At 44.6% G+C, this 24,430-nt stretch carries 20 protein-coding genes and 1 pseudogene; 9 read left to right on the forward strand and 12 right to left on the reverse strand.

The features are described from left to right. Nucleotides 1–67 precede the first annotated feature (67 nt). From parC to AACX38_RS11885, 5 genes and pseudogenes are all read left to right on the forward strand, one after another. Nucleotides 68–2,320 (forward strand): DNA topoisomerase IV subunit A, encoded by a 2,253-nt coding sequence (gene parC, locus AACX38_RS11865; RefSeq protein WP_228862977.1) that lies wholly within the window; start codon nt 68–70, stop codon nt 2,318–2,320. A gap of 79 nt (nt 2,321–2,399) precedes the next feature. Further along, the gene (locus AACX38_RS11870) at nt 2,400–3,131 is read left to right on the forward strand and encodes a 1-acylglycerol-3-phosphate O-acyltransferase (RefSeq protein ID WP_099120114.1); all 732 of its coding nucleotides are present in this window, start codon (nt 2,400–2,402) and stop codon (nt 3,129–3,131) included. Nucleotides 3,132–3,462: 331 nt separating this feature from the next. Then, nucleotides 3,463–4,887 carry a cell division protein FtsP gene (gene ftsP / locus AACX38_RS11875; protein WP_228862978.1) on the forward strand — a complete coding sequence of 475 codons (1,425 nt, stop codon included), beginning with the start codon at nt 3,463–3,465 and terminating at the stop codon, nt 4,885–4,887. A 239-nt stretch (nt 4,888–5,126) separates the two neighbouring features. Next, nucleotides 5,127–5,634, forward strand: a pseudogene (locus AACX38_RS11880) (IS1 family transposase); the annotation flags it as partial. A 235-nt stretch (nt 5,635–5,869) separates the two neighbouring features. Then, a complete protein-coding gene (locus AACX38_RS11885) occupies nt 5,870–6,256 on the forward strand; it encodes a DUF3461 family protein (protein ID WP_099108919.1) in 387 nt (128 codons plus the stop codon). A 97-nt stretch (nt 6,257–6,353) separates the two neighbouring features. Here the strand turns inward: AACX38_RS11885 and AACX38_RS11890 are convergent, their stop codons facing one another. The 4 genes from AACX38_RS11890 to syd form a co-directional block, all read right to left on the reverse strand. Continuing rightward, nucleotides 6,354–6,800: a flavodoxin gene (locus tag AACX38_RS11890; protein WP_228863019.1), complete on the reverse strand. Its 447-nt coding sequence runs from the start codon at nt 6,798–6,800 to the stop codon at nt 6,354–6,356. Between the two features lie 197 nt (nt 6,801–6,997). Beyond that, a complete protein-coding gene (truC, locus tag AACX38_RS11895; protein ID WP_228862979.1) occupies nt 6,998–7,771 on the reverse strand; it encodes a tRNA pseudouridine(65) synthase TruC in 774 nt (257 codons plus the stop codon). 2 nt (nt 7,772–7,773) lie between these two features. Next, the gene (locus tag AACX38_RS11900; protein ID WP_228862980.1) at nt 7,774–8,115 is read right to left on the reverse strand and encodes a YqcC family protein; all 342 of its coding nucleotides are present in this window, start codon (nt 8,113–8,115) and stop codon (nt 7,774–7,776) included. Nucleotides 8,116–8,674: 559 nt separating this feature from the next. After that, complete coding sequence (syd, locus tag AACX38_RS11905; protein ID WP_228862981.1) at nt 8,675–9,226, reverse strand: SecY-interacting protein; 552 nt, start codon at nt 9,224–9,226, stop codon at nt 8,675–8,677. 342 nt (nt 9,227–9,568) lie between these two features. Here syd and AACX38_RS11910 point away from each other — a divergent pair, with 342 nt between their 5' ends. The 4 genes from AACX38_RS11910 to xni all read left to right on the forward strand — a co-directional run bounded on the left by AACX38_RS11910 (nt 9,569) and on the right by xni (nt 14,683). Beyond that, nucleotides 9,569–11,257, forward strand: coding sequence for a cholesterol oxidase substrate-binding domain-containing protein (locus tag AACX38_RS11910; protein ID WP_228862982.1), 1,689 nt, complete (start codon nt 9,569–9,571; stop codon nt 11,255–11,257). Between the two features lie 229 nt (nt 11,258–11,486). After that, nucleotides 11,487–12,332, forward strand: coding sequence for an NADPH-dependent 7-cyano-7-deazaguanine reductase QueF (gene queF, locus AACX38_RS11915; protein WP_228862983.1), 846 nt, complete (start codon nt 11,487–11,489; stop codon nt 12,330–12,332). A gap of 148 nt (nt 12,333–12,480) precedes the next feature. After that, nucleotides 12,481–13,848, forward strand: coding sequence for a nucleotide 5'-monophosphate nucleosidase PpnN (ppnN, locus tag AACX38_RS11920; RefSeq protein ID WP_099120120.1), 1,368 nt, complete (start codon nt 12,481–12,483; stop codon nt 13,846–13,848). A 79-nt stretch (nt 13,849–13,927) separates the two neighbouring features. After that, nucleotides 13,928–14,683 (forward strand): flap endonuclease Xni, encoded by a 756-nt coding sequence (gene xni / locus AACX38_RS11925; RefSeq protein WP_228862984.1) that lies wholly within the window; start codon nt 13,928–13,930, stop codon nt 14,681–14,683. Between the two features lie 38 nt (nt 14,684–14,721). Here xni and AACX38_RS11930 read toward each other — a convergent pair whose 3' ends face one another. The 8 genes from AACX38_RS11930 to AACX38_RS11965 form a co-directional block, all read right to left on the reverse strand. Then, the gene (locus tag AACX38_RS11930) at nt 14,722–16,125 is read right to left on the reverse strand and encodes a TolC family outer membrane protein (protein ID WP_228862985.1); all 1,404 of its coding nucleotides are present in this window, start codon (nt 16,123–16,125) and stop codon (nt 14,722–14,724) included. Between the two features lie 5 nt (nt 16,126–16,130). Continuing rightward, nucleotides 16,131–17,468, reverse strand: a complete 1,338-nt coding sequence (locus AACX38_RS11935; RefSeq protein WP_099120123.1) for an HlyD family type I secretion periplasmic adaptor subunit — start codon at nt 17,466–17,468, stop codon at nt 16,131–16,133. 1 nt (nt 17,469) lies between these two features. Next, a complete protein-coding gene (locus tag AACX38_RS11940; protein WP_228862986.1) occupies nt 17,470–19,284 on the reverse strand; it encodes a type I secretion system permease/ATPase in 1,815 nt (604 codons plus the stop codon). A 125-nt stretch (nt 19,285–19,409) separates the two neighbouring features. Beyond that, nucleotides 19,410–19,727, reverse strand: a complete 318-nt coding sequence (locus AACX38_RS11945; protein WP_228862987.1) for an AprI/Inh family metalloprotease inhibitor — start codon at nt 19,725–19,727, stop codon at nt 19,410–19,412. 156 nt (nt 19,728–19,883) lie between these two features. Further along, entirely contained in the window at nt 19,884–21,323 is a 1,440-nt protein-coding gene (locus AACX38_RS11950) for a serralysin family metalloprotease (protein WP_228862988.1), read from the reverse strand. Nucleotides 21,324–21,764: 441 nt separating this feature from the next. Next, nucleotides 21,765–22,862, reverse strand: a complete 1,098-nt coding sequence (gene rlmM / locus AACX38_RS11955; RefSeq protein ID WP_228862989.1) for a 23S rRNA (cytidine(2498)-2'-O)-methyltransferase RlmM — start codon at nt 22,860–22,862, stop codon at nt 21,765–21,767. Beyond that, nucleotides 22,855–23,250 (reverse strand): DUF423 domain-containing protein, encoded by a 396-nt coding sequence (locus tag AACX38_RS11960; RefSeq protein WP_099120203.1) that lies wholly within the window; start codon nt 23,248–23,250, stop codon nt 22,855–22,857. The genes rlmM and AACX38_RS11960 overlap by 8 nt, the downstream gene beginning before the upstream one ends. 29 nt (nt 23,251–23,279) lie before the next feature. Then, the gene (locus tag AACX38_RS11965; protein WP_099108934.1) at nt 23,280–24,200 is read right to left on the reverse strand and encodes a transcriptional regulator GcvA; all 921 of its coding nucleotides are present in this window, start codon (nt 24,198–24,200) and stop codon (nt 23,280–23,282) included. Between the last annotated feature and the right edge of the window lie 230 nt (nt 24,201–24,430).

Genomic DNA, 24,430 nt, shown 5'->3' on the forward strand with positions numbered 1-24,430 from the left:
TTCAAGATACATAGCGGCCAACTAAAGCGGCAACTTGAAAGATGACGGGTTTTGAGGAAATTAATACATGAGTGAAATAACTCACGATGGAGTGGAACGTCAGCCGCTCCACACATTCACTGAAAACGCCTATCTGAATTATTCCATGTACGTCATCATGGACAGGGCGCTGCCTTTTATCGGTGATGGATTAAAACCCGTACAGCGTCGCATCGTCTACGCGATGTCAGAGCTTGGGCTGAGTAGCAGTGCAAAATTCAAAAAATCTGCTCGTACTGTCGGTGATGTACTGGGTAAATATCATCCACATGGTGATGGTGCCTGTTACGAAGCAATGGTGCTGATGGCACAGCCTTTTTCTTACCGTTATCCACTTGTGGACGGTCAGGGAAACTGGGGTGCTCCGGATGATCCGAAATCTTTTGCGGCCATGCGTTATACCGAATCCCGTTTGTCTAAGTATGCAGAGTTGCTGCTGAGTGAATTGGGGCACGGGACAGTAGACTGGGTGCCAAACTTTGATGGTACATTGCAGGAGCCGAAAATGCTGCCTGCGCGTCTGCCTAATATCCTGCTGAACGGCACAACAGGTATTGCTGTTGGTATGGCAACGGATATACCGCCTCATAACTCACGTGAAGTGGCCAGTGCGCTGATTTCCATACTGGATAAACCAGAGTCTTCACTTGATGAAGTGATGGAGCACGTTAAAGGCCCGGATTACCCGACAGATGCGGAAATCATTACTTCGAAAGAAGATATCCGTAAGATCTACAAAAATGGTCGTGGCTCGATACGCATGCGTGCCGTGTGGTCAAAAGAAGAGGGTAACGTTGTCATTACCGCTCTGCCACATCAGGTATCTGGTGCGAAAGTATTAGAACAGATTGCCAGCCAGATGCGCTCGAAGAAGTTGCCGATGGTTGATGATTTGCGGGATGAATCCGATCACGAGAACCCGACGCGTCTGGTGATTGTGCCCCGGACTAACCGTGTGGATGTCGAGCAGGTTATGAACCACCTGTTTGTCACCACCGATCTGGAAAAGAGCTATCGTGTTAACCTCAACATGATTGGTCTCGACAATCGCCCAAGTGTTAAAGGTCTGGTTGAAATTCTCAGTGAATGGCTGGTATTCCGTCGTGAAACGGTACGTAACCGCCTTAACCACCGTCTTGAAAAAGTGCTCAAGCGGCTGCATATTCTGGAAGGTTTGCTGGCAGCCTATCTCAATATTGATGAAGTGATCCATCTTATCCGTAGTGAAGATGAGCCAAAGCCAGTGCTGATGCAGCGTTTTGGTTTAACTGAAACACAGGCAGAAGCGATTCTGGAACTGAAACTACGTCATCTGGCAAAACTGGAAGAAGTCAAAATCCGGGGTGAGCAGGATGAACTGGCAAAAGAGCGGGACAAACTTCAGGCTATCCTTGGTTCTGAGCGCAAGCTGAACACGCTGCTGAAAAAAGAGATTATTGCCGATGCGGAAAACTATGGTGATAAGCGTCGTTCTCCGCTGAAAGAACGCTCAGAAGCGAAGGCAATGAGCGATCACGATATTCTGCCATCAGAGCCGATTACGGTTGTGATGTCTCAAATGGGCTGGGTTCGTAGCGCAAAAGGACATGAGATTGATCCTACGGGTTTAAATTACAAATCTGGTGACAGCTATCGCGATGCTGTGCGTGGTAAGAGTAATCAGCCGGTAGTCTTTATTGATAGTACCGGGCGTAGTTATTCTATTGATCCTCTGGATTTACCGTCAGCCAGAGGGCAGGGAGAGCCTTTGACCGGTAAACTGGCATTACCGGCCGGAGCATCCGTTGAGCATCTTCTAATGGCGAAAGAAGATCAGAAACTCCTGATGGCATCCGATGCGGGTTATGGCTTCATCTGTACCTTCAGTGACTTAATTGCCAAGAACCGGGCAGGGAAGGCCCTGATTACGTTGCCACAAAACGCTAAGGTCATGTCACCATTAGAGATCGGCAATGAACAGGATGATATGTTACTGGCGATCACCAAAGCGGGACGCATGTTGATGTTTCCTGTCGCTGATCTCCCGCAACTGTCAAAAGGTAAGGGCAATAAAATAGTTTCCATTACCTCGGCGCAGGCGGCTTCCGGAGAAGATATATTGAGCTGGTTGCTGGTATTGCCGCCAAAATCTTCAATCACGCTTTATTTCGGTAAGCGAAAATTACAGCTTCAGCCAGAGGAATTGCAGAAATTCCGGGCAGAAAGAGGCCGTAAAGGAACAGCCCTGCCGCGTGGCTTACAGCGTGTCGAGCGTGTAGAAATAGAACCAAAATTGAACTAAATATAATTTCAGTTTTATATAATTAAATAACCCTGACAGCAGGCCAGTACAACACTGGCCTGCCTTGCAAGAGGAAACTATGCTAACCATTATTCGTGGGATCATTGTTATTCTGTTCACCTTTCTAGTCTGTATATTCGGTGGGATTTACTGCCTATTCAGCCCCCGTGATCCGCGCCATGTGATGACCTTTGGCCGGGCATTTGGCAAGCTGCACACAATATTCGGTATCAAACTTATTGAACGTATTCCTGAAGATGCGCCACAAGTCGGCCCAAGCATCTATATCGGTAATCACCAGAACAATTTCGACATGGTAACCATGTCAAACGCTGTACAGCCCCGCACGGTGACTGTTGGTAAAAAAAGTCTGGTTTTTATTCCTTTCTTTGGTCAGTTGTACTGGCTGACAGGCAATATCCTGATTGACAGACAAAACCGGACAAAAGCTCACGGGACGATTTCACAGGTTGTTGAGCAGATTAAAAAGAACAGTGTTTCTGTCTGGATGTTCCCGGAGGGTACCCGCAGTCGTGGTCGTGGTTTAATGCCGTTTAAAACGGGAGCCTTCCATGCAGCCATTGCGGCCGGAGTGCCGATTGTACCGGTTTGTGCTTCTTCAACACATGGCAAAATCAAGCTTAATCGCTGGAATAATGGCACAGTTATTGTTGAAATGCTGCCGCCTATTGATACCACGAAATATACAAAAGAGCGGGTTCGTGAATTGGCTGAACATTGTCATCAGGTGATGAAGGCCAAAATTGAAGCGCTGGATAAAGAAGTTGAGGAGCTTAACAAGCGCAGTTAATTGAATTAAAAATAACTCACGCTATTTTTACGAAGTACTCCTTTCTGATATGGGGATGAATTCTGACTATAAATTTAAGATAGTTTTAGAATTTATCCCCTGTTCGCGATATGATTGCTTTTTGATAAATTAACGTTTTTTATTAAACGCAATCGATAAGATATATACCTATACCCAGTGGATTTCAACGCGTGTCCAACAAAGACACGATTTGGAAGACAAAGGGTAGTACCGCCGCGATATAATTTGAAATCAATTAGATATGAATAAGCACCCAATTTGGGTAGCTATTCTTTCTTTTCGTGGAGCTCATTCCTGCCGTGGAGAAAATATGTCACTGAGTCGGCGCCAATTTATTCAGGCATCTGGTTTAGCAGTATGTTTAGGAGCGCTCCCCTTTGCTGTTCAGGCAGATAAAGACCAACAAATAGCATTACCTGTTCCCCCCTTACTGGAATCTCGCGGTGGCCAGCCCCTGTTTTTAGCTCTTCAGAGAGCCAGCTGGTCTTTTGACGGGGAAAATAAGGCGTCAGTGTCGGGTATCAATGGCCTTTATCTGGGGCCGACTATTCGTGTCCGTAAAGGGGATAACGTTAAACTGATATACAGTAATCGCCTGTCAGAGCCGGTTTCAATGACTGTAAGCGGGTTACAGGTACCCGGAACACTGATGGGTGGTGCATCACGCCTGATCCCTGTTCATGGGAACTGGTCTCCGGTCATTCCGATTGATCAGCCAGCAGCAACATGTTGGTATCACGCCAATACACCACATCGGATGGCGGAACAGGTTTATGCAGGATTAGCAGGAATGTGGCTGGTGGAAGACGAAAATACTCATCGCCTGCCTTTACCCAGACATTATGGTGTTGATGATTTTCCGGTTATTTTGCAGGACAAACGATTGGATAGTTTTGGTACGCCCCGCTATGACAAGGCTTCTGCCAGTCAGGGATTCCTTGGGGATACACTGGTTATTAACGGGGTGGAAAACCCGTTTATCGAAGTTGCCAAAGGGTGGATCAGGCTGCGTCTGTTAAATGCTGCCAATGCCCGCCGTTTCCAATTACAGCTCAGTGATGACCGGCCTTTCTATATGATTGCGACTGATCAGGGGTTATTGCCAGCACCGGTGGCGGTTCAGACGCTTTCACTGGCACCGGGAGAACGCCGTGAAGTGCTGATTGATATGTCGAAAGCCGACAGTGTTGTTATCACAGCGGGAGAATCTGCCGGCATGATTGATCGTCTGAAAGGGTTGTTTGAACCATCCAGTAAATTGCGTTCAACAAATGTTCTGACGATTAAATCAGGTGGGTTATTACCTCTGGTCACAGAAGAGCTGCCTTCTCAGCTTGTGACCGATACGACTGGCATTGATTCTTCAATTCGCAACCGACAAATTGTTTTAGGGGATGAAACACAGGGCATCAATGGAGCACTGCTGAATCCCAACCGAACCGACATGACCAGCCATCAGGGAGCATGGGAACGCTGGATAGTGACAACATCGATTCCACAGCCTTTTCATATCGAAGGTGCCAGATTCAAAGTTATCAAGCACAACGGGGTACAGCCGGAGCCGCAGGATTATGGCTGGAAAGATACCGTCTGGGTGGATGGCAGAATTGAGCTGTTGGTCAATATGATGCAGCCATCCTATGAACACTATCCGTTTATGTATTACAGCCAGATATTAGAATGGGCCGATCGTGGCGTGGCAGGGCAATTGGTAGTGACTCCGGCGGGGATGTAAGGGATTTTCTGTTTATTCTTCTGTGTGATGAGCCAATTTTTTTACAAGATTGGCAGAGAAAAGCCTGCTTTTGCAGGCTGCATGGAGGATTTATATTATTTTAAATAAATATCTGGTTATCATAAAAACCAAACAATTCAGTTAGAATTCCACCTATATTTAATTGAAGAGTCAGGGTATTAGCTTTAGCCAGCCCCCATGCACTAGGTCATATATTTAAGGCGTTGTTCTTCATCTATAATGCCGGCATCCGTGATACAGCCAAAGCCCTGCATATCAGCATTAATGCTGTCGTACGCGTTTTAAAAAACTCCAGCCACGATGTGTAGCAACTTCACCTCTGGGAGAAGTTGAAATTGAATTTATCTGTGAAGTTGACGAAATTGGGTCATTCGTCGGGAATAAAAAGTGCCAGCGTTGGTTATGGTATGCTTGGGAGCCTCGCCTAAAACGTATCATTGCGCATGCTTTTGGTAGACGAAACAAGAACACGCTGAAAAATTTATTGAAAAAACTGTCTAAATGCAAGATGGCCTTTTGGTGTACGGATAATTATCGTGCCTATAATTACTGCCTTCAGCCAACCATCTGGTTGGAAAATATTTTACTCAACGTATCGAACGTGAAAATTTAACGTTACGTAACCGAATTAAGCACCTGAACCGTAAAACATTGGGTTATTCAAAGTCACCTAACATGCATGACAAAATCATTGGCACTTTCATTGAACGTAAATATTATGTTTGAGGGAGATCAACGCCTTGAATACATGACCAAAAAATACCATACATGTAGTTAAATTTATCTGCCACAAAAGAAAAATACATAATACATTGAAATTAAAAAACTATTTCCTTATTGCATAAACTTTATATTTTCTTAATAGTTACTATTGATTGACTTTCAACAAACTCGAAATGGATAATAAATCCGCTGTTTTCTTAATATTTCCCATTTCATTTAGGTGACTAGGTGACGCGCTATGTACGATAACTTGAAGAGTTTAGGGATTACTCACCCTGAAGATATTGATCGCTATAGCCTCCGTCAGGAAGCGAATAACGATATTCTTAAGATTTATTTTCGCAAAGATAGGGGTGAGTTCTTTGCCAAAAGCGTTAAATTCAAATACCCACGCCAGCTCAAAACTGTCTCTGACGATAATACAGGGCAAGGTTACAAAGAAGTTAAAGAGATCAACACCAACCTGCGTTATGTGCTGGAAGAACTGGATCAAATTTGTAAACGTGAACAGGCAGAAGTGGATTTGAAACACAAAATCCTCGACGACTTACGTCACCTTGAGCATGTCGTTGCCAATAAGATCGCAGAAATAGAAGCAGATTTAGAAAAACTAACCCGCAAGTAATGATATCAGCTGTGTTATACACCGCTTATCCCTTTTCTGGCAGCAAAGAGATAAAGGGTATAAGCGGTATAACCAACGGTATGAGCGGGAGGAGCACCTATAATAAATTTCCCCACGCCTCAACCCAGCCCTGAGCAAAAACTTCCGGCTCAACTACCTCGAGAGCATCAATCTGCAGAATTTCACCGATCCGCTTAGCGCCTTGCTCTTGTAGCAGCGCATCAAAGATATGACCTCCTCCACAGAAAGTGTCATAACTACTGTCGCCCAGTGCAATAAGGCCGTAACGTAAATCAGGCTGATAACCCAGTTGCTCATTCAACTCCGCATACAGCGGCTGGATATTATCAGGCAAATCCCCCTGCCCGGTTGTAGATGTCACAACCAGTACTACCTGCTGTAAGTATTCCTGCCATTGCTCCAGAGTTGCCTCTTCAAATACTTCAGCCTCATGCCCCTGCTGCTCAAGAATTTGCTGAGCTTCTTCGGCAACAGCCAATGCATTGCCATAAACTGTACCAACGAAAATACCAATCTTTGCCATAGATATGATCCCTTCATTCTGTTTGATACTGCTTTTATTCGTATACCCTTCGTCTTTCAAGCTGTCTCTTTGTTGGCTACGCTCGTTCACCCCAGTCACATAGTTATCTATGCTCCTGGGGATGAGTTCCCTTGCCGCCGCGACGCAATTTGAAATTCATTAGGTATAAGTGGTGAACGTCTATTTTTTTCAGGCGGCTATTCTGTCGGCTGTAATTCACAAGCAACCGGATGTGAACATTCCAGTTCCGGTACAAGGCATTGCCAGCCAAATTGTTCAAGCAAATGCTGCCATGAAGAATCCCAACGGGCGGTCAATAACAACTCCTGACCTGTTACCGGATGCCTGAGTTGAAGATGGCTTGCATGCAGCATTAATCTGCCTGTCTGATAATATTTAGCAACTCCTCGATTCTGACGCAAATCCCCGTGTGTGGTATCCCCGATAATGGGATGACGGATATGTGACATATGTCGTCGTAGCTGGTGCTTACGCCCGGTTTTGGGTTTCAGTTCCAATAAACTGAAACGTGATGTCGGATAACGCCCTATTTCAACCGGACACTCAATTTTTGCCAGTGCGCGGTAATGAGTAATGGCGGATTGCGCTTCCCTGTCCGTATCAGCGAATTTATCCGCAATTTTATCCAACTCTTCCATTAATGCGTAGTCGATAATCTCCTCTCCTTCGACATAACCACGCACAACTGCATGATACGTTTTTTGCACCTGCTGATGTTCGAATTGCTGGGAGAGTGTTCGGGCCACATCGCTTGACAGCCCCATCAACAAAACGCCGGATGTTGGCCTGTCCAGCCGATGAACAGGAAAAACATGCTGACCAATCTGGTCACGCAGTGTCTGCATAACAAAAACGGTTTCATGACGCGCCAGCCAGCTACGATGAACCAACCAGCCCGCCGGCTTATTTACTGCAACAATGTGTTCATCCTGATAGATAATATCCAGCATTATCAACTATTCCCCGCCAGATCATCCGGTGTAAACAGGCTGTCCAGTTCACGCAAATGCTCAAGCAACGGTAAATAGCGTTCTGCCTCTTCTTTATAGACTTCTTCAAAGTAGGGGGCGATTGCAAATGATGTTGGTAAGCTGGCTTTTTGCTCAATCAGTGCACTCATTCTGGGAATTAATACCCATTGGAGCCATTCTTCCGCCGCCATCGTATCAATAGAGAAAGGCTCTGTGCTTTCGAAAGCTTCTGGTTTGGGCGGGTAACTCTTCCATAAGCCAACGATTTTCATCGTAGCTTCAATGAGCTGTAATTTGTGGAGGATTTGTTTCTCGATACTCATGATTCTTATCTTATCCTGACTGTAATCCCAATAGCAGAAACTGCCATTGCGTCATTAAATCGTAAGAGTATCACTGTTCGATCTCAGCGAAAAATATGTGACAGCATAAAATGCCACAAAACAAAATAAGAGGGGAGACAGAATCTCCCCTCTTATTTATTATAGCAATCCGGCTAAATTGGTCGCTTCCTGCGCATTCCCTGACAAAGTACTTCCCTGTCTGTTATTCCTTAAAAGATCATTATATTGATAGTATCTGGCAGTCCTGCCCGAACCGAACCATCCTTGAGTCACCTTCCTGATGACATAATTCCTTAATAATTTTGTCGCTGTGATTCCTAGCGGAACAACAAAATAATCGTCGATTCAGAGGCTTGAAACAAGCTACCTGAATTGTCAGAAAAAGCATTTCACCAAAAAGATATCTTGATAATAATTTGCATATTATTGATATAAAATAAAAATAATATTTATCAGAGGTATTGATACGATGATTAAGAGACATATCTCACATCACATGTGAGATATGTCTTACAAAAAAGTAAACTGATATCTGCACCTATGAAGATATCACAGGGCTGGCAGCAGAAAGGAAAGCGGCTAAATCAGCAGCTAATACGGTTTGTTCCTTACTGCCAAATTGCTCAAGTATGACCTGACCTGTCAGATTACATACAGAAATCAGCCCCATGTCAGAATCCGTTGTACCAATAAATACCGTCGGTGAGAGTTTCAGGCGCTTTTGTGTCACAAGATGGCCTATCAGATTTTCCTGTAACCGGACAAAATCATCCTCACTCCATACCTGAATCAAGCTGAAGCTCAATCCATCAAAACTGGCAGACATGTCGCCCGCTAACTGAGTGACATAATAATCGTGAATAGAGTTTTGCAAACAGATATCCAGTGCGTTTTCTACCTTACTAAGTTTATCCGCTGGAGTAAAAGGCTTCGGAAGCCAGTGCACCACCTCATCTCCTGTACGTTCGATACAGGGGGACGGTACACCATATAATTCACTACTCGCTGGTGGTAATCCGGTTTCCTCCTGCCACAATTCAACATAGCGTCGGGTAAAATCAGTAAGTGCTTCTGTCACATTGAAGGTCATATGTTTGTTTCTTCCATTCTTCTGTCTGTTACTCGTATTCTGCGTATTCCTATACGGTTTTAAGCAAAATAACAACTAAAAATAGTGTCATCACTTCCATAAAATAATGGTATCAGGCTCTACACTATTTATCACAGTAAAGAGAATCATCTCCCTTCAAGTAATATTATGCCGTGTACTTGGCCTGAATTTATAGCCAGGGGCTGAATAAAACCATCTCTAATAAGTCACAAGTTAAAACAAAAATAGCATTAATATAAAAAATAACACCTCTTGCCATCCACATTATAAATGTGGATTCAAAATAGTGATTTTATTTATATCCTACAAGGTAATAACATAATGAACATAAAAAATAAAAGTCCAAATAAATTAAATAAAGAAAACAAGAATAAAAAAACAAACCTGACATTAACTGATTTTCCTAAAGACGTAAAATTGATATATAGAGAATTTATTAACTGGTCAGAAGAAATTTATTCGAATCATATTCCATGCTGTATCCCTAAATCAGACAAAGAAATTATTTTAGTTGTTAATTGGGCGTGGAAAAAAAATTATAAACTGAGAGTTGTGGGAGAGTCACATAACTGGTCGCCTTTGATCATTTCAGCTCAGGAACAAAATAATCATCAAGTCATGCTCATGGATCTTACCCAGCACTTTAATCAAGTAAGTATTAAACATCTTCCTGAGTATGCCATTGTCACTGCGCAGGCTGGTGTATTAATGGAAACACTCATGACAAAAATGGAAGAGCAAGGAGTTGGTTTTACTGCAACTCCGGCACCCGGTGATTTAACTCTCGGCGGAGTACTGGCAATCGGTGGGCATGGAACAAGTGTTAAGGCGCTGAATGAAGAACCGCAATCCGGCCATCACTTTGGCTCAGTCAGTAACTCTGTACTCTCTCTGTCCGCCGTCGTCTGGGATGAAAAAAGTGAGCAATATATTATCAGGAATTTTAAGCGCAATGATCCTGAGTGTGCGCCTCTTCTCGTGAATTTAGGCTGTTCCCTGATTTTAAATGCTGAGCTTCAGGCTGGTAAAAACCAGCGTCTTCGGTGTGAAAGTATTACTGATATTCCGGCAACAGAACTATTTGCACTTTCACAAGATAAAAAAAACAAAAAAACTTTTAGTCACTTTCTGGATAAAAGTGGGCGTGCTGAAGCTATTTTATTCCCATTCACTGCTAACCCTTGGCTAAAGGTATGGAGTGTTACACCGAAAAAGCCTATTTCCAGTATTGAAGTTACCCAACCGTACAACTACCCATTTTCTGATAATATTCCTGTTCAGATATCTCAACTCATTAAACAAATAACCCATGATAATCCTAGCCTCACTCCAATATTTTCCCATCTTCAATACGCAGTGATGCTAGGTTATTTTTTAGCTGCCGGAAATGATATCTGGGGCTGGAGCAAAAATTTATTGCTATATGTTAAGCCAACAACATTACGTGTTACTGCAAATGGTTATGCCATATTAACCAGCCGCAATAATATTCAAAAAGTTCTCCATCTCTTTTATTCCCAGTGGCAATCCTTAATGCAGGAATACCAGAATCAGGGTAAATTTCCTGTCAACGGACCCATTGAGATCAGGGTTACAGCACTGGATGAACCTTCTGACGTCGTGCAGGAAAATGCTGTAGTACCGAGTCTATCTGCTATTCGCCCACGTCAGGATCGTCCGGAGTGGGATGTCGCTATTTGGCTCGATGTGTTAACCCATCCAGACACTCAATATGCTGCTGAATTTTATAGCAGGCTTGAAGCATGGATGTTTAAAGAATTTGATGACACTTACGCGTCTATTCGTGTTGAATGGAGTAAAGGCTGGGGATACAGCACAAAGGGTGCATGGGCTAATGAGGATATACTGACCAAAAAAATCCCGGCTTCATTTACGGATGGATTACCCGCTGATAATAATTGGCATTCGGCAATTAATACCTTACAGAAATTTGATCCGCATAATTTATTCAGATCGCCATTATTAGAGAAGTTAATTTCTTCCAAATAAAAGCGAATACTCTATATTAGTTATCTATTTATATCCCACTGGATGAATAATTCAGCCCGTTTAAGAATCTGTTCTGATTTGGATGGCAATTATCGGGCTGAGTTTCTTTAAAATGCGCAATAAAAATACGAATTATCGATATTCCTTGATACACTACCGCTTGTATTCAAAACAATAACCTCCGCCCTATCGCTCTTAAATGCAGGGTATATTACCTTTGAGGAATCTTATGTCTTTGTATCAGGATAATCAGGCACTCTCTCAACTCACTCTCGGCAAACCAACTTCCTACTGTGATACGTATGAACCTGCATTACTACAGGCCGTTCCCCGCAGTATGAACCGTGAGCCACTTGGACTGTATCCTGATAATCTGCCGTTTTACGGCGCAGACATCTGGACAATGTACGAACTGTCATGGCTCAATTCGCGGGGTGTTCCTCAGGTTGCCATCGGGCATGTCAGTCTGAACGCTGCCAGTGAAAATCTTATCGAGTCAAAAAGTTTCAAGCTCTATCTGAATAGCTTTAACCAAACCCGCTTCGCTGATTGGGAAACCGTCCAGCAAACGCTGCAACGGGATTTGTCTGCCTGTGCCAATGGTGAGATTGACGTTGTTTTATATCCTCTGCATGATTTCAATCAACAGCCAATTGCCGATTTTGAAGGTAAATGTATTGATAATCAGGATATTGAAATTGATGATTATCAGTTCAATCGCGATTATCTTAATGGGGCAGCGACAGGGCCTGTTGTTGATGAAGTTTTGGTCAGTCATCTATTAAAATCAAATTGTCTGATCACAAACCAGCCTGATTGGGGTTCAGTACAAATTCGCTATAAAGGCCCGAAAATCGATCAGGAAAAATTATTGCGTTATCTGGTTTCCTTCCGTCACCACAACGAGTTCCACGAACAGTGTGTTGAACGTATTTTCAACGATTTAATGCAGTTATGTGCGCCGGAAAAACTCACTGTTTATGCGCGTTATACCCGCCGGGGTGGGCTGGATATCAATCCGTGGCGCAGTAATAACTCATTTGTGCCGCCAACCGGCAGGCTAGCCCGTCAGTAATCGCTGAATCCACCCCGATGGCATACATCCGTAGGCCATTCGGTAATCTAACGGGCTGACTTAAAACAGATACATTCAATTAGTCCCTACAAATTTCAGGTAGAACCATTATTGAGAAACCCCTATTGGGGTATAAAAGGAGTCATTCTTGATTACACATGTCAGCCCGTTAGGGTCAATGGATTTACTCTCTCAGCTTGAGGTGGATACCCTTAAACGCACAGCAAGCAGTGATCTGTACCGTCTTTTCCGCAATTGCTCACTCGCCGTGCTCAATTCTGGTAGCCAGACTGATAACAGCAAAGAACTACTCTCAAAGCATAAAGATTTTGATATTAACGTCCTGCGTAGAGAGCGGGGAGTTAAACTGGAGCTGGTCAATCCACCAGAAGAAGCATTTGTTGATGGCAAAATTATCCGTTCTCTGCGGGCAAATTTATTCGCAGTATTGCGGGATATTCTGTTTGTCCATGCGCAGATTACCGATGCCCAAAAAGCCGATTCTCTGAATCTGAAAAATGGTATGCATATTACCAATACCGTTTTTTCCATCCTGCGCAATGCCAAAGCACTGCATCTTGCTGAAAATCCCAATATGATCGTCTGCTGGGGCGGGCATTCTATCAATGAACAAGAATATCTGTACGCCCGCAAAGTCGGTAATGAGCTTGGTTTACGGGAGCTGAATATTTGTACCGGCTGTGGAGCGGGTGCAATGGAAGCACCAATGAAAGGTGCAGCGGTCGGTCATGCTCAGCAACGTTATAAAAATAGCCGTTTTATTGGTATTACAGAGCCTTCCATTATTGCAGCTGAGCCACCCAATCCGCTGGTTAATGAACTGATCATCATGCCTGATATTGAAAAACGGCTGGAAGCTTTTGTTCGTATCGCTCACGGTATTATCATCTTCCCCGGAGGTGTGGGAACAGCAGAAGAGCTGCTTTATCTGCTGGGGATCCTGATGCACCCTGAAAATGAGAATCAGGTATTGCCTCTGGTCTTAACCGGGCCAAAAGAGAGTGCTGATTATTTTCATGTTCTGGATGAATTTATTGTCAACACTCTGGGTGAACAGGCTCGCCGTCACTACCAGATTATTGTGGATGATCCATTAGAAGTGGCCAGAGTGATGAAAACTGCGATGCCACTGGTCAAGGAAAATCGCCGCTCAACCGGTGATGCCTACAGTTTTAACTGGGCAATGAAAATCCCTCATGATTTGCAGCATCCTTTTGACCCTAACCATGAAAACATGGCAAACCTGGATTTACATCTGGATCAGCCAACGGAAAAACTGGCAGCGGCACTGAGACGGGTATTTTCTGGTATCGTGGCGGGCAATGTGAAAGAGTTCGGCATTCAGGCTATCGAAAAGCACGGGGTGTTCGAGATCCACGGTGACGCAGAAATTATGCGCCGGATGGATAGCCTGCTGGAAGATTTTGTGAAGCAGAATCGCATGAAACTTCCGGGTGGCACAGCTTATGAGCCATGTTATAAAATCATCAGATAAATAATGGCAGATTACCTGCCTCATCAAAACCCAGTGAGGCAGTCGCCAGGGAATAAGTCCACGGATGGAATAAGAAACTATGATACACCTTTTGATTGTAGACGCCCTGAATTTGATTCGACGTATCCATGCTGTGCAGGGAACGCCCTGCGTTGCCGCCTGTGAGCATGCGTTGAAGCAATTAATCTCTCACTCTTCTCCAACTCATGCCGTAGCGGTATTTGACGAAGATGATCGTTACCATAGCTGGCGCCATCAGTTACTTCCCAATTACAAAGCCGGGCGTTCGGCTATGCCGGAGGATTTACAACAGGAAATGCCGCTGATTAAACAGGCATTCAATGCGCTGGGTGTAGCCAGCTGGCATGCTGAAGGACATGAAGCAGATGATTTAGCCGCAACACTGGCAACCAAAGTTGCCGCTACAGGGAATCGGGTTACCATTGTTTCTACGGATAAAGGCTATTGCCAGCTACTTTCTCCGAATATTCAAATCCGGGATTATTTCCAGAAACGCTGGCTGGATCTGCCTTTTGTACAGCAGGAGTTTGGCGTTTCTCCTGCCCAGTTACCCGATTACTGGGGGCTGGCGGGGATTAGCAGCAGCAAAATTCCGGGAGTTCAGGGTATTGGTCCCAAAACAGCCGTTACTTTGCTGCAACAGGCGGGTTCGTTAGATAATCTCTTCCGGGATCTGGAAGCTCAGCCAGAGAAATGGCGTAATAAATTGGCGTCTGACAAAGAAATGGCCTATATCTGCCGTGAAGTTGCTTCGTTAAAAACCGATTTATCCCTGCATGGTAACTTGCAACAACTCCGGCTGAACCGTCTCTGAATCAAACTCGGGTAATGTGTTCAAGCAAAATTCAGGGTTCAGCCAAAATAATGAGAAAGCAGCTGAATATGTTCGCTATTTAGCTGCCCTGATTCATTCAATAAGCCAATCCAGGATTTCATATAGTCATATTTTGCCTGAGAAAGCTCACGACGGGCGGTATAGAGTTGCTGCTCTGCATTCAGTACATCCACATTTACCCGCTGTCCCAACAGGACGCTTTTTTCCGTTGCCTGTACCTGCAATTCAGCGGCTTTTACCGCCTCTTCATAAGCACGTATCCGCTTCTGCCCATTAACACACCCGTTATAATGGCGACGCAGTGCATTGAGGATTTCCCCTGCCTGCGCATCCATTTCATATTTGGTCTTATCATAATTAGCCGCCGACTGACGCTCAGATGCCAATGTTCCATTGCCGTTATAGAGATTCATGGAAACACGCACGCCAATAGAATCTGTACGATATTTCTGATTGATGGTGTTGTCAGTACCGGATTTATTTTCACTATGAGAAGCGTATAACTCCAGTTTCGGCAAATATCCTGCCTGACTACGTTTAATCTCCTGATATGCCACATCAATTTTCCGGCGAGCAACCGCTAATTGAGGATTTTGACGCAATGCGGCCTGTTCCCAATCGGCATAGCGTTCAAACATCAGATTTATTGTATTGAAATGCTCAACATTCGATAAACGCGTCACAGGGATATCTGCCGGTAATGGCGTTCCTACTAACAACTGTAAGTCACGAATTGCCGCATCCAGCTCATCCCGCACAGTCAACTCATCCGCCTGAACCTGACTGTAACGGGCCTGAGTTTCTGCTATATCCGTGCGGGTTCCTTCACCGGAAGTGAATAATTTCTGATTCATTTCCAACTGTTTTTCATAGGCCATACGCCGCTGCACAATCTGCGCCAGCCTGTCCTGTTCATACGCGACAGCAACATAGCTATTCACGACTCTGACAGCCAGTTGCTGACTGTCAGCCCGAAAACGGGCATCACTCATCAGCGCATAAGCCTTACGGATCTGATAACGTGACCAAACTTCGATATCGAACAATGGCTGAGTCAGGAGCAGTACGCCGCTATAACTGTCATACTGCCGATCAAAACGCTCTTGAACCTGATGACCCCTTGTATTTATAGAACTGGATTCCATCTGCTGCCAGTTCTTTGGGGCATTCTGATAGCTAATGGATAACTTAGGTAATAATTCTGCCCGCCCGAGCGCTTTTTCTTCCTGCCCTGCTTCCTGCTCTTTTATCGCAGCCTGAAACGTTGGATCATGATGTAACGCCAGAGCATAAGCTTCCGTCAGGGAAAGTGCCCTGAGCGGAGCTGAATGCAATATGGCGGGAACAGTGATTAAAAATAACGACAGGAGCACAGTGCGTTTTCTTGTATTTTTCCCTGTAGTTTGATGATGCCTGAACATTTCCACTACTCCTCGATCAGCGATGTTGATGCTCTGTCCACCAGCGGTTTGAATAAATAACTCAGCAGTGAGCGTGACCCTGTTTTGACAAAAACCTCAACCGGCATTCCGGGTTTGATGTGTAAATCCGTCAGCTTCGCCATGCCTTCTGGTGTCACCCGTATTCGGATCTGGTAATAGGATTCTCGGGTCACATCATCCACTAAACGGTCGGCGGAAATAACCAGTAATTTCCCGGTCACTTTAGGTGTACGGTTCTGGTTTAACGCCGTGAACATCAGGTCAACGTTCTGACCGATCTCAACTTTATCAATCAGGTGTACCATCAGACGCGCTTCAACTTCCAGTGCACTCTGTTCAGGCAGGATCTCCATCAGTTTTTCCCCTGATGCAACAACGCCTCCCTGAGTAAAAACCTTCAGTCCGACTACCGTTCCCTCAACAGGAGCCGCAATCGAGGTATGGGATAAATCAAACTGTGCGGTTTCCAGTTTATTGTGCAGTTCATTGGCCTGAACCTGTACATCAGCAAGCTGGCTACGAACTTCGCGCTGATAATCCGCCTGTCTCTGAATAATCCGCTGTTGCGTTTCCTGTTGTTGCTTTTCAAGCAACCCGATCCGTCCTGCCATCTCAGCCATACTGCCGCTTAACTCAATCTGGTTGCGCTGTAGTTCCAGATAACGGTTGCGGGGAAAATAGCCCTCTTCTGTCAGTGGGCGCAGGTTTGTGATTTGTTCTTTAAGTGAAGCCTTCTGCTGCTGTTTATTTACCATTGCCTCCCGCAATCCTTTGATCTGAACAATCACGCCCTCTTCTGACTGCTTCATTCCCGCCAGATCACTTTTCAGCATCTCCCGCCGGGAAAGAAAAAGCTGTTTCTGTAACGCCAGAATATTGTCAATCCGCGGCTCTGAGGACTGGGCCTGTAAAAAGGCCGGAAAAACCAGCTCATCTGCGCCCTGCTGTTCAGCCAGTAAACGCGCTTCCGTTGCCAGCATGGTATGCCACTGCTGTTTCAGAGAATCAATCTGGGCATTAACCTGAACCTGACTGAGCTGAACCAATATCTGTCCTGCCCTGACATGTTCTCCTTCTGCCACTAAAATCTGCCTGATGATGCCATTAGTCGGGGATTGAACAGTCTTACGGTTACCATCCACCACGACCATGCCGGAAGAAGCGACACCCTTATCGAGCGGAGCAAATGCTGCCCATATTAAAAAACCCAGAATGCCAATACCAATAACCAGCCAGCCCAATCGCAGATAACGGCTTGCATCCAGTGGCAGTAGTGCGGGTTCATCATGTTGAGTCTGTTTTATGTTGGTCTGTTCGGACATTTTAGCTCCCAGACAAATTCATATTATCGGCACATTTCGCCTGTACAGGTGTTGTCTGTACTGATGCGGATTGTACTGATACGGATTGTGCTAATGCCGCCATAACCTGCTGAGATGGGCCAAATAGTTTCGTTTTTCCCTGTACTAACAACAAAACTTTATTTGTTTGGGAGAGCAACGCCGGACGATGGGTAATTACCACTACCGTTTTTCCCTGTTGACGTAATTGGTTAATCGACCGGCTCAGTGCTTTTTCCCCGATATCATCCAGATTGGAATTAGGTTCATCCAACACAACCAACGATGGATTACCATAAAGCGCCCGAGCCAACCCGATACGCTGTTTCTGCCCGCCGGATAATCCCATACCTCCTGCACCAATCTGCGTGTCATAACCCTGTTCAAGATTGAGCACCAAGTCATGTACACCAGCCTTCTCTGCCGCTTCGATGACTTTTTCCGCATCAATATCATTAAAACGGGCAATATTCTCCGCAATCGTTCCGGCAAATAATTCAATATCCTGTGGTAAATAGCCGATGTGAGAACCCAGCTCATCCTTGTTCCACTGGTAAATATCTGCACCATCAAGCCGCACCACCCCTTCCTGAGCTTGCCAGACACCAACCAGTAAACGCGCCAGAGTGGATTTTCCTGATGCGCTGGGACCAATAACACCGAGAATATCTCCGGCTTCAAGGGAAAAATTGATGTCCTGCAAAACAGGCTTATTCTTTTCAGTAGATTTAGCGGCTTTAATTTTCCCGGGTGGAGAAGCAAACACTTTTTCTAACAACAGCGTTCCGTTAGGAGCAGGTAACGTCATCCCGCTTTTCCGCTCAGGCTGTGCTTTCAGCAAATTATCCAGCCTCTGCCATGACAGACGGGCAGCATTCCAGCTTTTCCATGCCTGTATTAACTGCTCAATCGGCGATAGCGCCCGTCCCATCAGGATTGAGCCGGCAATCATCATACCGGGCGTGATATTGCCTTCAATTGCCAGCCAGCCTCCTAAACCAAGGATCAAGGACTGTAATGCCATGCGCACTGTTTTTGTGATGGCTGTAATCGATGCAGATCTTTCACTGGCGATACGCTGAAAGTTAAGGAAACGCTCATGCAGACCAAACCAGCGCCGGCGTAGCGCCGGTAACATACCTAATGCCTCAATAACCTCTGCGTTACGTAAATTGGTACTGGCAAGGTTGGCAGAACGCAGGGAAAGGTGACTGGCCTGTGCCAGAGGAGAATGAGATAACCACTGATTCAGAACAGCCAGCGCAATCAGGATAAGCGCCCCAACCAGTGCCAGTAATCCTAAATAGGGGCTGAACAGGAAAATAACGCCCAGATAAACCGGAAACCACGGCGCATCAAAAAAAGCAAACAGTGCGCTTCCCGTCAGGAACTGGCGAATGGTCGATAAGTCATTCAGCATTTGACCCGCATCTGTCGAACCATTTTTCAGATTAGATTCATACGATGCGGTATACACGCGCTGATTCAGGCACATATCAAACTGACTGCCGATACGGATAACAACCTGGCTCCGAATATATTCCAGTCCACCGATGATGGCGTACATACCCAGCGTAATCAGCGTTAACATCAGCAAAGTCATTGTGTTACTGGACGGCAGGACTCGATCATATATCTGAAGCATATAAATGGAGGGAACCAGCATCAGTAAGTTAATAAATGCTGTAAATAAACCGATTGTCCAGAATACTTTGCTGCGTGCACGGATAATATCCGTCATTTCACCTTTTGAATGGCGTAATTTCACAGAAATCCCTTCATTATCAGAAGACTTCATTATCAAAAGAAAGTCGCTTATTTATGTTCTTATCTTTATCTTGTTTTCACTATCCCCAGCAGGTTTCAGTTTCCTGAAAAACACTTTACTAAAAAGCACTGGGGATATTGTTTTCTTAATTTTGTCTATTCTTTACTTTTTAATGTCATAACCAGCTCCCGGCCATCGACAAGATAAGCGACCCATTCTTCAGAACCCTGACTAAAAAAAGCCAGACCATAACCCGTTGCATCCGTCAGAGTGATACCATCAGGTGTTGCTCGCCAGCCTGTGACCGGGTTGCCTATCATTTTTGTCAGACAGTCGTCGCTTTTCAGCGCCCAGATGGAACCTTCCGGCAAACGCACATCTGTCAGTTCGATACTGCATACGTGATGTTTATCCGTAACCTGCCAGATGCCTGTCAGTTCAGTTGGTTCGGGGAGATTCAAACTACTTGCCATACATCCTCCAATGAAAAATAAAGATACCGTTATCGATAGAGTGAAAAACTTCAATAAATTAAACAGCCTATTGATATTGAAGGAAACCAGATGTTGTTGTATCACAGCTCACCCTATAAATGGCTACTGCCTCAAAAGAGACAGCAGCCTATCCGATTAAACGATGAAATCCATTTCAGGCGATGGCTGACCAATAATTTTCACCAGAAAATCATTTCCAGCTAATTCTCCTCCGAGACTGATAGACATATCTGTTACATCTGTTAACTCGTTATAATTCAGTAAAACTTCACCTGCTTTACCTGAGAATGAGTTAACAAACTTGAGATCGCCTTTGCTTCCGAAGTTAAATTGCGATAAGTCTATTTTGTCTTCACCTGAGACAAAATCGTGGATCCAGTCCGGATTACTTTTCAGTGATTCCTTGCCATCCAGATAGACAAAAGTATCCTTGCCTGAACCGCCCCAAAGATGATCGCCGCCCAGACCGCCATAAATGACATCATTGCCTGCACCACCTTTAAGGATATTATCTGCGCTGTTGCCGACGATGATGTCGTCACCACTGCCACCAATCGCATTCTCAATAACCACGCCACGTGCAATCGAAACATTACCTTTCAGGCCGCCCACATCAGAGAACGCGCCTTCATTCAGATTAATACGCTGATTCTGGGTAAAACCGGAGAAATCAAATGTATCTTCCCCGCCCGCATCCCAGACGCTGAATAGCAGTTCACTGTCAGCATCTGTTGCTGTCATAAAATCGCGGTCGGTATTGGAGTTGAAGCCATATACGGTATCACCTTTACGGGTTTCCATATTGGCACCGTACAGAGCCTGAATAGCAGTAATATCATTCAATAATGGCGCTGATGAGTAATTCCCCTGAAAATCCTGGCCTGTGAATTTCTCACTGAAATAACTCATTACGGTATAAGCACGGCTATCTTCGAAATATTGGCCAACATTGGGATAAGTTGGCCTTACGGCGTCAGAGGCATCATAATCAGCAGGATGTTCCAGACCTAAAGTATGCCCGATTTCATGAACAAACGTCTGTCGTCCGTAGCCATTTACACCGATATCATTCGTTTTGAAAGTATGGTTTTGCGCGTTGTACCAAGAATACGTTGTATTTTGTCCTCTGGGTAAAGTGGCAAAAGCATAATCGCCACTCGCACTATAATCAAAGAAACCAAAAGTGATATTAGCGTCAGAAAGTTTGCTGACTTCCGTAAATTTTATATTGGCGACATCAGACCAGGATTGTAATGAAAGTCTGGCTGCTTCTTTTTGTTCCGAATTAAAAGCCCGGAAGTCTGAAATATCAAACCTAGGCATAATAGAAGGTGCTGTTTTTAAAAAATGATAGGTTAATTCTAATGTGCCGGAAGACCCGACTTTATTATTCCCCCAGTGGAAGTTGGTCCGCAAAAGCTCATCTGGGGCCTTATCCCCTAAAGGCTTATGAATAACGCGGATATTTAGATCAGAGTTTGGAACGTAGGCTGATAATAGTGATGTAATATCCTGTACAGAGTGAGAGTTAGAGTCGGATAACCCCGTATAGGTATATTTTTTCTTTGAGGTCATATAAATCTCCTGTAAAAAAAGACTCATAGTTTATGCCCCGCAATTTCAATAATAGCGGGTATATAAGTTTATTATTCTTCCTAAGCAAGTTATTAGAAGCAAAACTCTTGGATAAAATAACGTCAGTTTCTGGCTGTGTAAAAATGATTGTTACATCATTTTAAGTTATACATTAAACATATTTAATTTCCATGTCTAATTATTAATTAGAAAATAAACGATTGCGTTAACAAAAAAGAATCTTTCTTTATTTATTAAAAAATACATATTTGTATATATGAAATTAATTCAAATAAAGAGTTAACTTAGGTGAAAATTTCTTGTGATTTTAAATTTAGAACACAGAAAAACAAAAAATGCCCCGGTTATGTAAAAAATCAAATAACCGGGGCATTTTCAGATTGTTTAAGAGATAACTACCGGAAAATAGGAGGGGTTCAATCAAAAATCACGGTGCATTGCATAAGCAGACCAAATACGGCGAACGTGTACTGTGATTTCTTCACGATCATGATATAAGTGTTTTGCCTGAATCTGGGCATTAACACCACTTTCTTTCAACTGACTCTCAATTTTTTCCAGAATATGAGCCACTTCTTCATAACGTTTTTTCATCGGCAATTTGAGGTTGAAAATTGCTTCACGGCACCAGCTTTTAGCCAGCCAGTCAGTCATAAGCTGGGCAACTTTCGCCGGTTTCTCCACCATATCGCAGACTAACCAATAAATATTTTTTACCGATGGTTCAAACTTGAAGCCATCCACACGATGGTGTTTAACCTGACCGGTATCCATCAGGCTTTCAGCCATTGGCCCGTTATCTACGGCATGAACGATCATACTGCGTTTCACTAACTGGTAAGTCCAGCCTCCCGGACAGGCTCCCAGATCCACGGCATACAAACCACTATCAAGACGCTCTTCCCACTCGTCATAAGGGATAAACATATGGAAAGCTTCTTCCAGTTTCAGCGTCGAGCGGCTTGGTGCATCTGACGGGAATTTCAGACGCGGGATGCCCATGTAAAAACGCGAGTTATTATTACTGTAAGAATACCCCACATAACAGCATCCGGAGGCAATGAAAAAGACATGAATGACCGGACGACCGGGATTTTCTTTTGCCAGCAGGAGCTTTTCCTGTCGCATCGCATTACGCAAAGGAACCGTAAATTTACGGCAGAATTTCATCAATTCCTTACTTTCATTGGTATCCGGTACTTCTACGCGCAATTCGCCTGCACGTTCAATAACACCGCTCAGCATGCCAATGATAGGCGTGATACGATCTTCCTGAGGCAAATCTTTCAGCAACTCTCCCACAACCAGCATCTGGCGGGCAAAAATGAACTCACGGAATGGAATTTCACGGATCAGGCGATCGGCATCATCGTGCTGATAACACTCGAACAGCACATAACCGCTGTTTTCTTTCACTCGGGCAAAACCGTAGATTTCTTTCTGCCCGGCTTTATGCGTAATTTCTGCCGCACACTCTTTTTCAAACCCGGGGCGGCAATATAAAGCAACTTTATTCATGGCTAAGCGCCGATTTCCTTAGACGCAGAGCGCCAATTAATACACATAACCAACCGATGAGAAAACTGAACCCACCAATTGGTGTCAGATAAACCAAAAATTTTAGCGGTAAAAAGGCCAGACAATAAAGACTGCCACTAAACAGGATGATCCCGGCTACAAAAAATATTCCTGCCCGGCTAAATAACGTCACAGGTTGCCTTATCAGTACAGCCGCCAGCGCCATCAGCGCCAATGTATGTAATCCCTGATATTGCAGGCCGGTATGAATCCACTCCAGTTGCTTCGGTGTCAGCACCGATGCCAGAAGATGAGCACCCATTGCTCCAAAGGCCACGTAGAAGAAGCCACTTATTCCGGAAAAAACAAGCATTGCACGGCTATTCATTGCGCTGCTCCCGCTCTCATTCGTTAATGTCATTCGCTCGTAATAAAGCCTAATCTTTCCTGTTCGCTCGCAGCTTGTGTAAGTACCCATTTACGAAAAGCTGCAATCTTGCCCAATTCTGCCTGATTATCCTGACAAACCAAATAAAATGCATTCTTGCTGACCAGAACATCATTAAACGGACACACCAGACGCCCTGCATCAATTTCATTTTGCGCCATCACATTATTGGCAAGCGCTACGCCCTGCCCGTGTACCGCAGCCTGAATCACCATAGCACTATGGCTGAATATCGGCCCCTGCTGGACATTAATCAACTGCTGCATATCAAGCTGGCGAACGTAGGCCTGCCAGTCCCGTCGGGACGAATCATGCAACAAAGTATGATTGACAAGATCTGCCGGTGTTTTCAGCGGGCGCTCACCCATTAATAACGAAGGCGAACAAACAGGCAGTAAATATTCAGGATAGAGCTTGTCGGTCCGCAACCCCGGCCAGTTTCCCCGCCCATAGAAAATAGCGACATCAACATCATCTGCCAGTTTATCTTCTTCCCGATCCACGGCCTGAATCCGCACATCAATCCCCGGAAAGCTCTGATTAAAACCAGAAAGCCGTGGCACCAGCCACTGAATAGCAAAACTGGGAGAAAGACTGACTGTGAGAGCACCTTTGGCACTACGGGCCTGAAGTTTCCGGGTCGCTTCATTAATGGCGGTGAATATTTCTTTAATATCCAGATAGTAACTTTGCCCCTCTTCCGTCAGCAACAAAGAGCGGTTGCGACGACGAAAAAGTTTCAGCCCCAGAAAATCCTCCAGGCTTTTCATCTGATGACTGACAGCAGCCTGAGTAACAAATAATTCTTCTGCCGCTTTAGTAAAACTTAAATGACGTGCAGCAGCATCAAAAACTCGTAACGCATTGAGTGGTGGTAAACGTTTGGACATGTTGGTTTCTTATATAGTGGTTACGATACCGGTAACTCTTTTCTCTCAGGTATTAGTTTTTGTAATCCGAAGCATTATAATTTGTCCATTGATGATATACCAGCAAATCCCTATAGTGTGCGCACTTCCTAAGCCGGAACGAAAAGTAGCTCTGTCGCGGGCAAATTTGGAGTGATACAAATTTGCAGCAATACATAGGTACTTTTGGCTTTGTGGTTGTGATGTTGTGT

This window comes from Xenorhabdus sp. PB30.3, assembly GCF_963895965.1.
In the GTDB taxonomy this organism is placed as follows: domain Bacteria; phylum Pseudomonadota; class Gammaproteobacteria; order Enterobacterales; family Enterobacteriaceae; genus Xenorhabdus; species Xenorhabdus stockiae.

What these genes read in the sequence shown, in the direction of transcription:
- parC (WP_228862977.1), top strand. Translation starts at nt 68, where the DNA reads ATGAGTGAAATAACTCACGATGGAGTGGAACGTCAGCCGCTCCACACA.
- AACX38_RS11870 (WP_099120114.1), top strand. Translation starts at nt 2,400, where the DNA reads ATGCTAACCATTATTCGTGGGATCATTGTTATTCTGTTCACCTTTCTA.
- ftsP (WP_228862978.1), top strand. Translation starts at nt 3,463, where the DNA reads ATGTCACTGAGTCGGCGCCAATTTATTCAGGCATCTGGTTTAGCAGTA.
- AACX38_RS11885 (WP_099108919.1), top strand. Translation starts at nt 5,870, where the DNA reads ATGTACGATAACTTGAAGAGTTTAGGGATTACTCACCCTGAAGATATT.
- AACX38_RS11890 (WP_228863019.1), bottom strand. Translation starts at nt 6,800, where the DNA reads ATGGCAAAGATTGGTATTTTCGTTGGTACAGTTTATGGCAATGCATTG.
- truC (WP_228862979.1), bottom strand. Translation starts at nt 7,771, where the DNA reads ATGCTGGATATTATCTATCAGGATGAACACATTGTTGCAGTAAATAAG.
- AACX38_RS11900 (WP_228862980.1), bottom strand. Translation starts at nt 8,115, where the DNA reads ATGAGTATCGAGAAACAAATCCTCCACAAATTACAGCTCATTGAAGCT.
- syd (WP_228862981.1), bottom strand. Translation starts at nt 9,226, where the DNA reads ATGACCTTCAATGTGACAGAAGCACTTACTGATTTTACCCGACGCTAT.
- AACX38_RS11910 (WP_228862982.1), top strand. Translation starts at nt 9,569, where the DNA reads ATGAACATAAAAAATAAAAGTCCAAATAAATTAAATAAAGAAAACAAG.
- queF (WP_228862983.1), top strand. Translation starts at nt 11,487, where the DNA reads ATGTCTTTGTATCAGGATAATCAGGCACTCTCTCAACTCACTCTCGGC.
- xni (WP_228862984.1), top strand. Translation starts at nt 13,928, where the DNA reads ATGATACACCTTTTGATTGTAGACGCCCTGAATTTGATTCGACGTATC.
- AACX38_RS11930 (WP_228862985.1), bottom strand. Translation starts at nt 16,125, where the DNA reads ATGTTCAGGCATCATCAAACTACAGGGAAAAATACAAGAAAACGCACT.
- AACX38_RS11935 (WP_099120123.1), bottom strand. Translation starts at nt 17,468, where the DNA reads ATGTCCGAACAGACCAACATAAAACAGACTCAACATGATGAACCCGCA.
- AACX38_RS11940 (WP_228862986.1), bottom strand. Translation starts at nt 19,284, where the DNA reads ATGAAGTCTTCTGATAATGAAGGGATTTCTGTGAAATTACGCCATTCA.
- AACX38_RS11945 (WP_228862987.1), bottom strand. Translation starts at nt 19,727, where the DNA reads ATGGCAAGTAGTTTGAATCTCCCCGAACCAACTGAACTGACAGGCATC.
- AACX38_RS11950 (WP_228862988.1), bottom strand. Translation starts at nt 21,323, where the DNA reads ATGACCTCAAAGAAAAAATATACCTATACGGGGTTATCCGACTCTAAC.
- rlmM (WP_228862989.1), bottom strand. Translation starts at nt 22,862, where the DNA reads ATGAATAAAGTTGCTTTATATTGCCGCCCCGGGTTTGAAAAAGAGTGT.
- AACX38_RS11960 (WP_099120203.1), bottom strand. Translation starts at nt 23,250, where the DNA reads ATGAATAGCCGTGCAATGCTTGTTTTTTCCGGAATAAGTGGCTTCTTC.
- AACX38_RS11965 (WP_099108934.1), bottom strand. Translation starts at nt 24,200, where the DNA reads ATGTCCAAACGTTTACCACCACTCAATGCGTTACGAGTTTTTGATGCT.